This window comes from Rouxiella sp. S1S-2 (genome assembly GCF_009208105.1).
Classification (GTDB): domain Bacteria; phylum Pseudomonadota; class Gammaproteobacteria; order Enterobacterales; family Enterobacteriaceae; genus Rouxiella.
The window spans coordinates 2,965,219-2,977,780 of record NZ_WFKL01000001.1; the positions used below are offsets into that span (position 1 = coordinate 2,965,219).

Genomic DNA, 12,562 nt, shown 5'->3' on the forward strand with positions numbered 1-12,562 from the left:
GGGCTTTATAGCAGACTTAACGAGCTGAAAACTCTAACAATTCGCTTAACAACTCACTGAGCTAGTTAACCTTATCGTGCAAAACGGGTTAACCACTGGCAGACTCATGGCTATGTTTCAGTTCAGTGACACTCAGGCAGGAAATTAGCGTGCAGATCGAACCGTTACCGCCGCTCAATACTTTAATTGCGTTTGAATGCGTGGCCCGCTATTGCAGTTTTTCTCGCGCCGCCGATGAGCTGAATCTGACTCAAAGCGCCATCAGTCGCCAAATTCTTCAGTTGGAAGAGACGCTGGGCTGTAAGCTGTTTACCCGCACCCAGCGTCAGGTCACGCTTACGCCGCGCGGGGAAGCCTATGCGGCAGATATTCGCAAATCGCTGATAGATATCTCCCACTCTACCGCGGAGGTTATGGGCTGGAGCGGAATGCCGCAGGTTACGCTGGCGTGTACCAGCGCAATGGGTTCCCTGTGGCTCTCTTCTCGACTTTCGGCGCTGCGCCAATCGCTGCCCGATTTGCAGATCCGCCTAAAAATCTCTGACAGTTTTTCGTCTTTAAAAACCTCTGAATTTGACCTGGCTATTTTCTATTTGCGTGAGGCGCCGGAGGGGTTTGTCGCTGAGCCGCTGTTTGACGAAATCTGCTATCCAATGTGCTCCCCGGGCTATGCGAAAACGCTGCCGCACAATGTCAGCGCCGAGGAGATGCTCAATCAGCGGTTGTTGATTCAGGACGATCCGCAGCGCGAGTGGACAGGTTGGCGCGACTGGTTTAGCTCTCAGGGCATTAATCACTTTGCGCCACAGTTAACCTGGCGGGCCAACAGTTATCCATTTCTGGTGCAGTCTGCGGTTCAGGGAGACGGAATATTGCTCGGTTGGGAAGGATTGGTGCAGGACTATATTAATTCTGGTCAGTTGGTGGCCGCGCATCAGGGCAAACTGGCCGCGGCAGGGAAATGTTATTTGATGATCCCGCAAGACCGCTACGTCCGTCCGGTTATCCGCAAGGTGAGCGAATGGTTAAAACAACACGCTGAATAAAGAAATAGTCACACTGGCGGTTGACACTCCACGCTGTTTGTTTTTTGTGCAATTCATTCATTGGAGGGAAATAAAGTATAAAACAACGTTAATTTGCAATTGTACTGTGCATTTGTCCTCTGCGGTAAATATTAAATCCCCCCTCTAATACGCCTGTTTATAATAAGCAGGGCGTTTCTTATAATCGCTTACTCATTAGTATTTATCGTTGGCAGCTTGGTTTTATTAAGAAAGCGGCGTTTTCTTGCCGATTTCATGCCAATTAAGGTAAAAAGCAACCACATTGACTGTGAAATGCAGGATGCCAAATTAAAGTCATGACTCAAAGAATACAGCCCGAACACGCCACCGATAATATTAAGATAGGCATAAATATCAGCATCAACCGCTAGTTTCCGCATTTGAACCAGCGCATAAGCCAACAGATAGCAAAACACGCCAATTAAGCCGACTACCGTGTGCAATTCCATGCCCTACTCCGTTTTTTTTGTCATTCAGTGCAGGGAAATTAAATCTTTTTAGGCTGTCTTGCTGCGCAAATTTCGCATACTCTCATGATAAATTCTCATACTTGTTTCGCAATACGTTTTGATATAACTCATTCAGGCAAATAACAAAATCTACGATGCCTTCACAACAGACACAACAGACGCAACAGACCGGGAGATATTAATGATTGATGATAACGATAAGCACCTGTCCCAATTAATACACAACGCCAAACTTAGCCGTCGCGGCTTTATTACCAGCGCTGCCGCTGTGGGATTAACCACCGCCTATGGTCTGTCGCCATTAAACGCCTTTGCCGCCGAACCCAAGAAGGGTGGCGTATTAAAACTCGGCATGTCCGGCGGCAACACCAGCGATACGCTGGACCCGACATTATTCAGCGACTGGGTGCCATTAAATCAGGCCTATATGTTAATGAACGGCCTGATTGAAATTGACGAAAATAACAAAGCCATACCGGAGCTTTTCTCAGCCTGGGAAGCAAAACCCGGTGCAACCAAGTGGTTATTTACCGTAAGAGACGGTGTGACCTTCCATAACGGCAAAAAACTCACCGCCGAAGATATTATTTACTCGATTAACCTGCATCGTGGCGATAAATCACGCAGCGCCATTAAAACGCAGTTGGCTCCGGTAACCGATATCAGTAAACAGGGGGATAACAAAATTCTGGTCACCCTGTCCAGCGGTAACGCCGACCTGCCCTACCTGCTCGCCGACTACCATCTGGTGGTGGTGCCTGAAGGCTTTACCGACTGGTCACATCCTATCGGCACTGGCGGGTTTATCTTCGATCAGTATGAACCGGGCGTGCGCTCCTATTTCAAACGCAACCCAAACTACTGGAAGCCGGATCGTGCCTTCGTGGACGCCGTCGAAGTGCTGGTCATCAATGACCCCACCGCCCGCACCAATGCGCTGATTTCCGGTCAAGTACACGCAATTAATCGCGTTGACTTCAAGACAGTCGACTTCCTCAAGCGCAGCCCGATGCTCAACATTGTGCGCTCGTCCGGCGGTCAGCACTTTACCTTCCTGATGGACTGCAGCGTAGCGCCTTTCAATGACAACAATATTCGCATGGCGATTAAAGAAGGTATCGATCGGCAGAAAATTCTCGATACCGTGCTGCGCGGCTATGGCTCACTGGGCAATGACCATCCGATCCCGAAAACTGACCGCTTCTTCAACCACCAGCTTGAACAGCGTACCTATGACCCTGACAAGTCGCAGTTCTATCTGAAAAAAGCCGGACTCAGCGAGCTTAAACTTGAACTGTCATCTTCGGACGCGGCGTTTGCCGGTGCCCTTGACGCGGCGGCGCTGTACCAGCAGGAAGCGCAGAAAGGCGGTATTCAGATCAGCATCAAACGCCAGCCAGCGGACAGCTACTGGGATGACGTATGGATGAAAGCACCTTTCAGCATGGGTTACTGGGGCGGCCGCCCGACTGCCGACCAGATGTTCTCGACCGCCTATCAGTCGACGGCAAAATGGAACGATACCCACTGGAAAAACGAGAAATTCGACGCCCTGCTGCTGCAGGCCCGCTCGCTGCTTGATGATGGCAAACGTGCCGAAATTTATGGCGAACTGCAAAGCATCGTGCGTGACGACGGCGGCGCAATGATCCCCCTGTTTGGTGACTATCTCGATGCGGCCAACAAGAAAGTTGGTGGCATCAAACCGCATCCAATGTTCAACTTTATGGGTGGCCGTTTAGCCGAGCGCGTCTGGCTGGAGGGATGATGATTCAGCGTATTTTTTATCGCGTTTTATTAGGTATTGGTACGCTGTGGCTGGTTTCGGTGCTTATTTTCATTGGCACCGAAATGCTGCCGGGCGACGTGGCTACGGCTATTTTAGGCCAAAGCGCCACGCCGGAAACCGTGGCGGCCCTGCGTTTACAATTGGGGCTGGATCAGGCGCCTATTCTGCGTTATCTGCACTGGTTGTTCTCGGTGTTGCACGGTGATTTGGGCAATTCGCTGGCTAACGGCAGGCCGATTAGCCTGGAACTGCTGCCGCGTCTTGGCAACACGCTGTTCCTGGCAGGTTATGCCGCGCTGGTGGCTATTCCGCTGGCGGTGGGTCTGGGCATTGCTTCGGCAATCTGGCGCGGTTCAGTGTTCGACCGCCTGGCCAATACGCTGACACTGCTGAGCATCTCGGTGCCAGAGTTTTTCGTGGGCTATGTGCTGGTGATCCTGTTTGCGATTCGCCTGACTTGGTTCCCAAGTCTGGCCATGGTTGACCCTACCACCACCTTCACCGGCCGACTTTACGTCTGCACCCTGCCGATGCTGACCCTTACGCTAGTGGTACTGGCCCACATGCTGCGCATGACCCGCGCCTCGGTGACCGCTGTGATGGCGAGCCCGTATATCGAAAGCGCGGTGCTTAAAGGTATTTCGCGCTGGCGAATTGTGGTGCAGCACGCGCTGCCCAACGCGCTGGCGCCGATTATCAACGTGGTGGCTTTCAATCTGGCTTATCTGGTGGTGGGCGTCATTTTAGTTGAAGTGGTGTTTGTTTATCCGGGCATTGGTCAGTACATGGTCGATGCGGTAACCAAGCGCGACCTGCCGGTAGTTCAAGCCTGCGGCCTGCTGTTTGGTGGAACCTACATTTTGCTGAACACCACCGCTGACCTGTTGGCCATCTGGTGCAATCCGCGCCTGCGCCACGCCAGATAACGTTAAATGGAACCTGTACACCATGAATAAGAAACGTTCTTTTAGCGCCATTCCCATCTCGGCCTGGATAGGCATTATTATTATTGCCGTGAACCTGATTGGCGCGATATTTGCCCCGTGGTTGGCACCGCATACTGAAACCGAACAGGTGGGTGATATCTGGCTGTTGCCCTCTGCTGCCACGCCATTCGGCACCGACAGTCTGGGGCGCGATATGCTGTCACGCATTCTGTTTGGCGCAAGGACCACGATTGCCATCGCACTGGCCATCACTTTCACCTCTTTCATCATCGGTATTATCAGCGGATTCGCTGCGGCAATTTATGGCAAGTGGATTGACGTAGTCCTGTCGCGCATCGTCGATACGGTGATGTCGATTCCAGTGCTTATTTTTGCCCTGATGGTGCTTTCGGTAATGGGCACCTCGATTCCTGTGCTGGTACTGACCATTGCCCTGCTCGACGCCACGCGGGTGTTTCGCCTTGCCCGCCTGGTGGCGCAGGCTATCGTCTGTCAGGAATATGTTGAAGCAGCCCGTCTTCGCGGTGAAGGCCTTCGTTGGGTGCTGACCAAAGAAATCCTCCCCAATGCCATTCCACCGCTGTTGGCCGAATTTGGCATGCGTTTCTGTTTTACCTTCCTGTTTATCGCCGGCTTGAGCTTCCTGGGGCTGGGCATTCAACCCCCTTACGCCGACTGGGGCAGCATGGTGCGTGACAATGCGCAGGCGATTAACTTTGGTCAATTTGCGCCGCTGTATCCGGCGGCGGCCATTGCACTGCTGACCATCGGCGTCAATCTGGTGGTTGACTGGCTACTGGCCCGCAATAGCCTGCCACATGGAGATCAGGCATGAGCACAAATACCCTTGAAATACGCGGCCTGTGCGTCGACACGCTCGACGGATCACCGCTGGTTAAATCAGTTTCACTTCAGTTGGCACCGGGAGAAGTACTCGGGCTGATTGGTGAGTCTGGGGCCGGGAAATCGACCATTGGATTAGCCGCACTGGGCTATGCACGTCAGGGATGCCGTATCAGCGCCGGTGAAGTGCTGGTCAACGGTACCGATCTGCTCACACTCTCTTCGGACCAGAAACGCCAGTGGCGCGGACGTCGCGTGGCTTACGTGGCGCAAAGCGCAGCGGCTGCCTTTAACCCGGCGTTAACCATTGAGCGTCAGGTGTGTGAAGGCCCCATTCGCCACGGACTGATGAACAAACAGCAGAGCCGCGAATGGGCGGTCACGCTGTTTCGCGCCCTCGACCTGCCGGATCCTGAAAACATCGGTCTACGCTATCCGCATCAGCTTTCTGGCGGACAGCTGCAGCGCGCAATGGCGGCGATGGCAATGTCGTGCAAACCTGATCTATTGGTGATGGACGAACCCACCACGGCGTTGGACGTCACTACGCAGATTGAAGTGCTGGTAATGCTGCGCAAACTGGTACGCGAGTTCAATACCGCTGCGCTGTACATTACCCATGATCTTGCGGTCGTTGCGCAGTTGGCTGACCGAATTCTGGTGCTGCGCCACGGCAGTGAAGTCGAGACCGGCAGCACAGAGTCCATTCTTAATGCCCCGCAGCAGGAATACACACAGCGGCTGGTGGCTGAGCGCGTACACGGCATGACAGAAGACGCCGCACCGAGCAGCATTGAGGCCGAAGCTCCGCTGCTGACCATTGACCAGCTGAGCACCGGCTACAATGGCAAAACGGTGGTCGAGAACGTGAGCCTCTCGCTACCACGCGGAAAAACGCTGGCCGTTATCGGCGAATCGGGCAGCGGAAAAAGTACGCTGGCCCGGGCGCTGGTTGGCCTGCTGTCAGACACCCGTGGAAAAGTGGTTTTTGATGGCGTGACCTTGTCACATAAGTATGCCCAGCGCGACAAAGAAACCCTGCGCCGCATCCAAATGATCTACCAACTGCCGGACGTCGCGCTTAATCCGCGTCAAACCATTCTGGAAATTATCGGCAGACCGGTCGCTTTCTATTTTGGACTCAACAAGCGCCAAGTCAGAGCGCGCGTAGAAGAGCTGCTCAGACTGACCGAACTGCCGCTCAAGCTAATCGACCGTTTGCCGGGAGAACTTTCCGGCGGGCAGAAACAGCGCGTGTGCATTGCCCGTGCGCTGGCGGCTAACCCAGATTTAATTATCTGCGATGAAGCCACCTCGGCGCTGGATCCCTTGGTCGCAGAGGAAGTGCTCAACCTGCTGCGCAGGCTACAGTCACAGCTCGGCCTCTCCTATCTGTTTATCACCCATGACCTGGGCACGGTAAAACGCATCGCCCATCAGGTGGCGGTCATGTACCGCGGTAAGATCGTTGCCAGCGGGGATACTCAGGAAGTATTCAGCCCACCAATGCATGAATACACCGAAAAACTGCTGACGTCCGTGCCAGAGTTGCGCACGGGCTGGCTCGATGAAGTCCTTAATTTGCGTCAGGCAACCCGTAACGACGTGGCCTGAGACATGGAAAAACAGCCTATCGGAGCAGTATGAAACAGATAATCACCGAATTTGCGCACAGCGTGACCCAAATAGAACACCTGTGGTTGCCGCTGAGCGACGGCACGCGCCTCGCCGTGCGACTCTGGTTACCGGACAGCGCCTCAGAGCAGCCGGTGCCGGCCATTCTTGAATACATTCCCTATCGCAAACGCGATGGAACCCGCACTCGCGACGAACCCATGCACGGCTATTTCGCCGGTAACGGTTATGCCGTCGTGCGCGTTGACATGCGCGGCAGCGGCGAATCAGACGGCCTGCTGGCCGACGAATATCTGCTGCTAGAGCAAAATGATGCGCTTGAAGTGATTGAGTGGATAACGTCTCAGGCGTGGTGCAGCGGCAACGTCGGCATGATGGGCAAATCCTGGGGCGGATTCAACTCGCTGCAAGTGGCCGCACGACGCCCCGCCGCGTTAAAAGCCATTATCACCGTATGCTCCACCGACGACCGCTATAACGACGACATTCACTACAAAGGCGGCTGCCTGCTCAACGATAACCTGTGGTGGGGCGGCATTATGCTGGCCTACCAAAGTCGCCCTGCCGATCCGGCATTGGTCGGCGACGGTTGGTACAACGAGTGGCTGCATCGGCTTGAAAACATGCCGTTTTTTCCGGCATTGTGGATGGAGCACCCGCTGCGCGACCGCTACTGGCAGCACGGCTCGGTGTGTGAAGACTGGTCGGCAATTCAGTGCCCGGTGATGGCCATTGGCGGCTGGGCTGATTCCTACAGCAATGCCGTTTTCCGCCTGATGGACAACCTGCAGGTGCCGCGCAAGGCAATTATTGGCCCATGGGCGCATATTTATCCGCAGGACGGCACGCCTGAACCGGCTATCGGCTTCCTGCAAGAGGCACTGCGCTGGTGGGACCATTGGCTGAAAGAGCAACCTAACGACGTGCTGGATGGCCCAATGATTCAGGCCTGGCAGCAGGACAGCCAACCGCCTTCGGCCCTGCGCCCCATCAGTAAAGGCCAGTGGCTGGGCTTTGACGCAGGCACCGCCAGCAACGTGAGCGGTCAAAATTGGTGGCTTACGCGCCGGCAGCTTAATTCGCAGCCGGACGCACAGCCCTCAACGCTGGCACTGTGCTCCCCGCAAAGCCACGGCCTGATGGCGGGTGAATGGATGGGTGCGGGCGTACCCGGTGAAAACCCGCCGGACCAACGCGTTGACGACGGTCAGGCCGACATATTCGACAGTGCCCCACTGTCCGAAGCCCTGTCTATTTTCGGCTTTACTGAATTCAGCGTTGAGCTGTCCAGCGATAAACCGGCGGCGATGCTTTATGTCAGGCTCTCCGACGTCGCGCCGGACGGTGCGGTTAACCGCGTGACCCACGGCTGGATGAACCTCAGTCATCTGCAGGGTCAGCACAAATCGGTGCCACTCACTGCCGGTGAAAAAGTGCGCGTCAACGTACAGCTCGACGGCATCTGTCACCGCTTTGCCGCCGGTCATCGGCTGCGGGTCTCTTTGGCCACCACCTATTGGCCGATGGTGTGGCCAATGGCCGAAGCGGCAACGCTGACGCTGGACCTGCAAAGCGCGCAGCTGACGCTGCCGGTTTGTGCTAATCCGCTGGCGATTGACGGGCCCAATCCGTATCCGCAAAGTGCGCCACTGACCGCGCAATCAGTGCTTTCGGCCGGTCGCGTTGACCGCACGCTGAGCTATGACTTCCTGCAGGACAGCTGGACTTCGGTCACCAACGGCGTGGGCGGCGTATTTGGTGAAGGGATTTATCGCTTCGATGACATCGACACCACCGTCGATCACAACCTGCGCCGTGAGCTGACCATTAACAATGCCGACCCGTTATCCGGGCGCTATCTGCTGACGCAAACCATGAAAATGGGCCGTGAAGGCTGGTGGATTGAGGCAGAAATCACCCTCGAAATGCGCAGCGACCTGACACACTTTATCGTCAGCGGTGACATGGTGGTGAGCCTGAACGGTGAGGAAGAGTTCACCAAGTACTGGCATCAAAGAATAGCGCGCTGATCACGCGGTCTTGAAATAATAAAAGCCCGCCGTTCAGTAGACTCGGCGGGCTTTGTTATTGCGTACTATTTACCCTAAAAGAGTCATTAAGATTAGGCTTCAAGCAGACTCTGCCCCAGATAGCGGCTTTCATCTTTAATGCCAGGCAGCGTAAAGAAGAATCCACCGCCGACCGGACGGATATACTCCTCCAGCGGCTCGCCGTTTAGCCTTTTCTGCACATTCAAAAACCCTTTTTCCAGGTCATGCTGATAGCAAATAAACAGCAGCCCCATCTCCAGTTGGCCCGAGTTAGTCACGCCCAGTGAATAGCTGTAACCTCGGCGCAACATCAGGTTGTCGTCCGTCTCTTTGGTACGCGGATTCGCCAGGCGAATATGGGCATCTAACGGGATCACTTTTCCCTCAGGATCTTTACTGTAGTCCGGCACGTCGTGCTCATTTTCCATGCCGAGCGGCGCACCTGAAGCCTTGTGGCGGCCAAAGATGGTCTGCTGCTCCTGCAATGGCGTACGGTCCCAAAACTCAACGCGGAAGGGAATAATCCGCGCCGCCTGATAGCTGCCGCCGACCGACCACGCAGGTTCACCCTGGTCCGGCGTCACCCAGATAGCCTTGTTCATCAGTGGCTGGTCTTTGGTGTCCGGATTCGCGGTGCCATCCTTGAATCCCAGCAGATTAATCGGCGTCTCTTTACCCTGACTGCGCGCGGCGTGCGACGAGATAAAACCGTCGCGACGCCAGCGCACGCTGAGCAGGTCTGGGGTGTATTTTATGATATCGCGCAGCGCGTGCAGCACGGTATCGGCATTGTTGGCACAAATTTGCAACAGCAAATCACCGTGGCACAGCTTGGCGTCGAGCGAGTCATTCGGGAAGCGCTGCATACGCTGCAAACTTTTAGGCTTATGCGCGGCTAAACCAAAGCGTTCGTCAAACAACGAATCCCCCACTGAAAGCGTGAGAGTCATGTTGTCGGGGTAAATATCCGGCCCCATAATACCTGAATCCATCGGTGGAAATTTAGGGTCAACGCTGGGCGCCTTGCCCCCGGTGGTCAAAAACTGAAAGCGCGCCGTGAGCAAGCGAAAAAGGCGCTCGAGGTCGGCCTTGTTAACGGCCAGCACGTCAAACGATACCAGTGACATCGACGCCTGCTGTGGCGTGAGGATACCAGCCTGATGTTCGCCGTGAAAAGGTTGCATGCTGTGGCGTTCATCGGGTGACACGGTGCCGGGCTCATAGCCCTGTTTTGCACCCGGTGCCTGCGCAGCGTGGGTTGCCGCACCGCCGAAGGCGATAGCTCCGCCGAGTAATCCTGCGCCCTTCAGTAAGCGGCGGCGTGAAGAAGAGACGTCCTGCGCCCTATTTTGGGCTTCGTTATTACTATTAGAATTGCTCATTGCTTTGCCTCTACTCACCCGGCGCAATGCACCGGGTGTGACTGATTATTCCAGTCCATTTATTGCCTTGCTGAACGTGGGGGTTAATCGAGACCCAGCACGCCACGCAGTTTGGCCAAGTCCTCGGCCAGAGTAGTGATCGGGCCTTTCATGGCATTACGGTCGGCATCGGACAGTTTTTCATAGTTTTCATAGCCCTCTTTGGTGCGGTATTTATCCAGCAGGGTATCGACAGTTTTAAAGTTGGCATCAATTTTATCCAGCAGCGGCTTGTCGGCTTTTACCAGCAGCGGGCGCAGCAGATTAACGATTTTTTGTGCACCGTCGAGGTTGGCGCGGAAGTCCCACAGGTCGGTGCGGCTGTAGCGGTCTTCTTCACCGCTGATTTTACTTGACGCCACTTCTTCAATCAGACCGGCCGCGCCGCCCACAACTTTGCTCGGCGGGAAAGTCAGGTCAGTGATACGCTTTTGCAGGTCCTGGGTGTCGGCATACAGTCGGTCAGCCAGCTCCGTGGTGCCTTTCGTGGTTTTATCGGCGAAGAGGATTTTCTCTAGGCGGTGGAAGCCGGTAAATTTAGGATCATCGGCCTTTTTCTCGAAGTCATCTTCACGGGCATCGATGCTGCCGTCCAGGTCTGAGAACAGTTCGGCAATAGGTTCGATACGCTCATAGTAAACGCGCGTAGACGGATAAAGCTGCTGGGCCAATGTTAAATTACCCTGCTTGATGGCGTCGGTGAAGGCCTTGGTGTGGCTCACCAGCTCGGCAACCTGTTGCGTTACGTAGACTTTATATTCGGCAATCGGCCCTACCAGCGCCATGGCGTCTGGCTTAACCGAGGTAGCCTCACCCACGGCAGTCACTGTCAGCTTACCTTTCGGATTGCTCAACAGGCCGCAGGTCATGTCGTATTCGCCAGCTTCAAGGTTGGCAGTCATCTTCTGAGTAAAGCCGGGCGCGACGTTTTCACGCTCTTCTATCACCATTACGCCTTTGAGGATTTCCCATTCGAGTCCTTTTTTACTGGCGTTGTGAATAATAAACTGCGTTTTTCCGGCAGGAACGGTCAACTGCATCGGCTCACACTGTTTATCGGTCACCGTAATTTTCACCTGCGGAACCTCAGCGGCAAACAGGCTGGCGCTGAAAGAAAATGCAGGCAGAGACAAAAGCGCAATCTGCAACGCCTTACGGCGAAAGGCAGTACGTGAATCAGACATAAAAAACTCCCAGAGGTAGTGATGTTAGCTGTGCGCTGTTAACTCAACGCTGTGTTTTTTGGCCAACCGCAGAGGCAGAACTCCCCTGCTGTTTACTCGGAAAGAAGAAGAACAGCAGTGCGGGGACCAGATACAGCAAATAGACCAGCACTTCGCTAACCGACGGCGCCTGCTGATAGCCCAACATGCCCTCAAGCAGCGTGCCAAACAGTGAATCCGTCGACAACACGTTGCTCAGGTCGAACGCCGTTGCCTGCAGCCCGTTCCACAGACCCGCCTCGTGGAAGGCACGAATGGCACCCGCCGCCAGCCCGGCCGCCACAAACAGGATAAACAGGCTGGTCCACTTAAAGAATTTGGCCAGCTGTAATTTTACGCCGCCGTAGTAGATGGCAAAGCCGAGAATAATCGCTGCGACCAGCCCCAGCACTGCGCCAATCGGTGCCTCGATGCCAACGTCCTGCTGAAAAGCGGCCAACAGGAAGAACACCGATTCAAGACCCTCACGCGCCACGGCGAAGAACACCATCGCGACCAGCGCCCAGCCTTGACCGCTGCCGGAGTTAAGCGCGTTGTCGATGGCCCCTTCAAGATGCACCTTGATTGACCGCGAGACTTTACGCATCCAGAACACCATGTAAGTCAGGATAAATACCGCCACCAGCGCCACCAGTCCTTCAAACAGCTCCTGCTCTTTTTGCGGGAACTCGCCGGTGGTTTCATTGATAACGATACCCAGTCCAAGACACAGGGCGGCGGCAATAATCACGCCAATCCAGACAATGCCGAGCCACTGCCCGCGCTGAGTCCTTTTTAGATAGCTGGCAATCAGGCTGACTATCAAGGCGGCTTCCAGCCCTTCGCGGAACATAATTAAAAAGGGAACAAACATAGCGGTGACTCCGAAAACGGGTTTGAAAGCACAAAGTCGATATTGCAACCTGCGTACAACTGTAAAGAAGGGTAAAAATGAAAACGATTGTGATTATCATTCCATTGGAAATAAATACAAGTGGAGACTGTAGGATTTTCGAAAATAGTTATTGCGTATTGTGTGATTTCTTAAGGTTAAATTAAGATTGGTGACGAAATAAAAAACCCTCTTCCCTCGCCGTTGAGCCGAAGAAAAGGGTTTAATGCCTAACTATCAATAAA

General features: G+C 54.4%; 10 protein-coding genes. 6 read left to right on the forward strand and 4 right to left on the reverse strand.

Going from position 1 to position 12,562, the window contains the following annotated elements:
• The first annotated feature begins 149 nt into the window (after positions 1-149).
• Positions 150-1,046, forward strand: a complete 897-nt coding sequence (locus tag GA565_RS13715) for a LysR substrate-binding domain-containing protein (protein ID WP_152198919.1) — start codon at positions 150-152, stop codon at positions 1,044-1,046.
• 188 nt (positions 1,047-1,234) lie between these two features.
• Here GA565_RS13715 and GA565_RS13720 read toward each other — a convergent pair whose 3' ends face one another.
• Complete coding sequence (locus GA565_RS13720) at positions 1,235-1,516, reverse strand: cyclic nucleotide-binding protein (protein WP_152198920.1); 282 nt, start codon at positions 1,514-1,516, stop codon at positions 1,235-1,237.
• Between the two features lie 202 nt (positions 1,517-1,718).
• Between GA565_RS13720 and GA565_RS13725 the strand changes: the two genes are divergently transcribed.
• The 5 genes from GA565_RS13725 to GA565_RS13745 are packed head-to-tail and all read left to right on the forward strand — an operon-like array spanning position 1,719 to position 8,781.
• Positions 1,719-3,305 (forward strand): ABC transporter substrate-binding protein, encoded by a 1,587-nt coding sequence (locus tag GA565_RS13725; RefSeq protein ID WP_193311909.1) that lies wholly within the window; start codon positions 1,719-1,721, stop codon positions 3,303-3,305.
• Entirely contained in the window at positions 3,305-4,252 is a 948-nt protein-coding gene (locus GA565_RS13730; RefSeq protein ID WP_055779942.1) for an ABC transporter permease, read from the forward strand. Before GA565_RS13725 ends, GA565_RS13730 begins: the two co-directional genes overlap by 1 nt.
• A 22-nt stretch (positions 4,253-4,274) precedes the next feature.
• Positions 4,275-5,108 carry an ABC transporter permease gene (locus GA565_RS13735; RefSeq protein WP_152198921.1) on the forward strand — a complete coding sequence of 278 codons (834 nt, stop codon included), beginning with the start codon at positions 4,275-4,277 and terminating at the stop codon, positions 5,106-5,108.
• On the forward strand, positions 5,105-6,730 hold the full coding sequence (locus tag GA565_RS13740; protein ID WP_152198922.1) for an ABC transporter ATP-binding protein: 1,626 nt from the start codon (positions 5,105-5,107) through the stop codon (positions 6,728-6,730). Before GA565_RS13735 ends, GA565_RS13740 begins: the two co-directional genes overlap by 4 nt.
• Positions 6,731-6,759: 29 nt before the next feature.
• Positions 6,760-8,781 carry a CocE/NonD family hydrolase gene (locus GA565_RS13745; RefSeq protein ID WP_152198923.1) on the forward strand — a complete coding sequence of 674 codons (2,022 nt, stop codon included), beginning with the start codon at positions 6,760-6,762 and terminating at the stop codon, positions 8,779-8,781.
• Between the two features lie 92 nt (positions 8,782-8,873).
• Here the strand turns inward: GA565_RS13745 and efeB are convergent, their stop codons facing one another.
• The 3 genes from efeB to efeU all read right to left on the reverse strand — a co-directional run bounded on the left by efeB (position 8,874) and on the right by efeU (position 12,299).
• Positions 8,874-10,184 carry an iron uptake transporter deferrochelatase/peroxidase subunit gene (efeB, locus tag GA565_RS13750; RefSeq protein ID WP_152198924.1) on the reverse strand — a complete coding sequence of 437 codons (1,311 nt, stop codon included), beginning with the start codon at positions 10,182-10,184 and terminating at the stop codon, positions 8,874-8,876.
• A gap of 83 nt (positions 10,185-10,267) precedes the next feature.
• A complete protein-coding gene (gene efeO / locus GA565_RS13755; RefSeq protein WP_152198925.1) occupies positions 10,268-11,407 on the reverse strand; it encodes an iron uptake system protein EfeO in 1,140 nt (379 codons plus the stop codon).
• A gap of 43 nt (positions 11,408-11,450) precedes the next feature.
• On the reverse strand, positions 11,451-12,299 hold the full coding sequence (gene efeU / locus GA565_RS13760) for an iron uptake transporter permease EfeU (RefSeq protein WP_152198926.1): 849 nt from the start codon (positions 12,297-12,299) through the stop codon (positions 11,451-11,453).
• Positions 12,300-12,562: the final 263 nt, after the last annotated feature.

Bases quoted from the DNA above. Each gene is read 5' to 3' on its own strand.
- GA565_RS13720 (WP_152198920.1), bottom strand. From the start codon at position 1,516: ATGGAATTGCACACGGTAGTCGGCTTAATTGGCGTGTTTTGCTATCTG.
- GA565_RS13725 (WP_193311909.1), top strand. From the start codon at position 1,719: ATGATTGATGATAACGATAAGCACCTGTCCCAATTAATACACAACGCC.
- GA565_RS13730 (WP_055779942.1), top strand. From the start codon at position 3,305: ATGATTCAGCGTATTTTTTATCGCGTTTTATTAGGTATTGGTACGCTG.
- GA565_RS13735 (WP_152198921.1), top strand. From the start codon at position 4,275: ATGAATAAGAAACGTTCTTTTAGCGCCATTCCCATCTCGGCCTGGATA.
- GA565_RS13740 (WP_152198922.1), top strand. From the start codon at position 5,105: ATGAGCACAAATACCCTTGAAATACGCGGCCTGTGCGTCGACACGCTC.
- GA565_RS13745 (WP_152198923.1), top strand. From the start codon at position 6,760: ATGAAACAGATAATCACCGAATTTGCGCACAGCGTGACCCAAATAGAA.
- efeB (WP_152198924.1), bottom strand. From the start codon at position 10,184: ATGAGCAATTCTAATAGTAATAACGAAGCCCAAAATAGGGCGCAGGAC.
- efeO (WP_152198925.1), bottom strand. From the start codon at position 11,407: ATGTCTGATTCACGTACTGCCTTTCGCCGTAAGGCGTTGCAGATTGCG.
- efeU (WP_152198926.1), bottom strand. From the start codon at position 12,299: ATGTTTGTTCCCTTTTTAATTATGTTCCGCGAAGGGCTGGAAGCCGCC.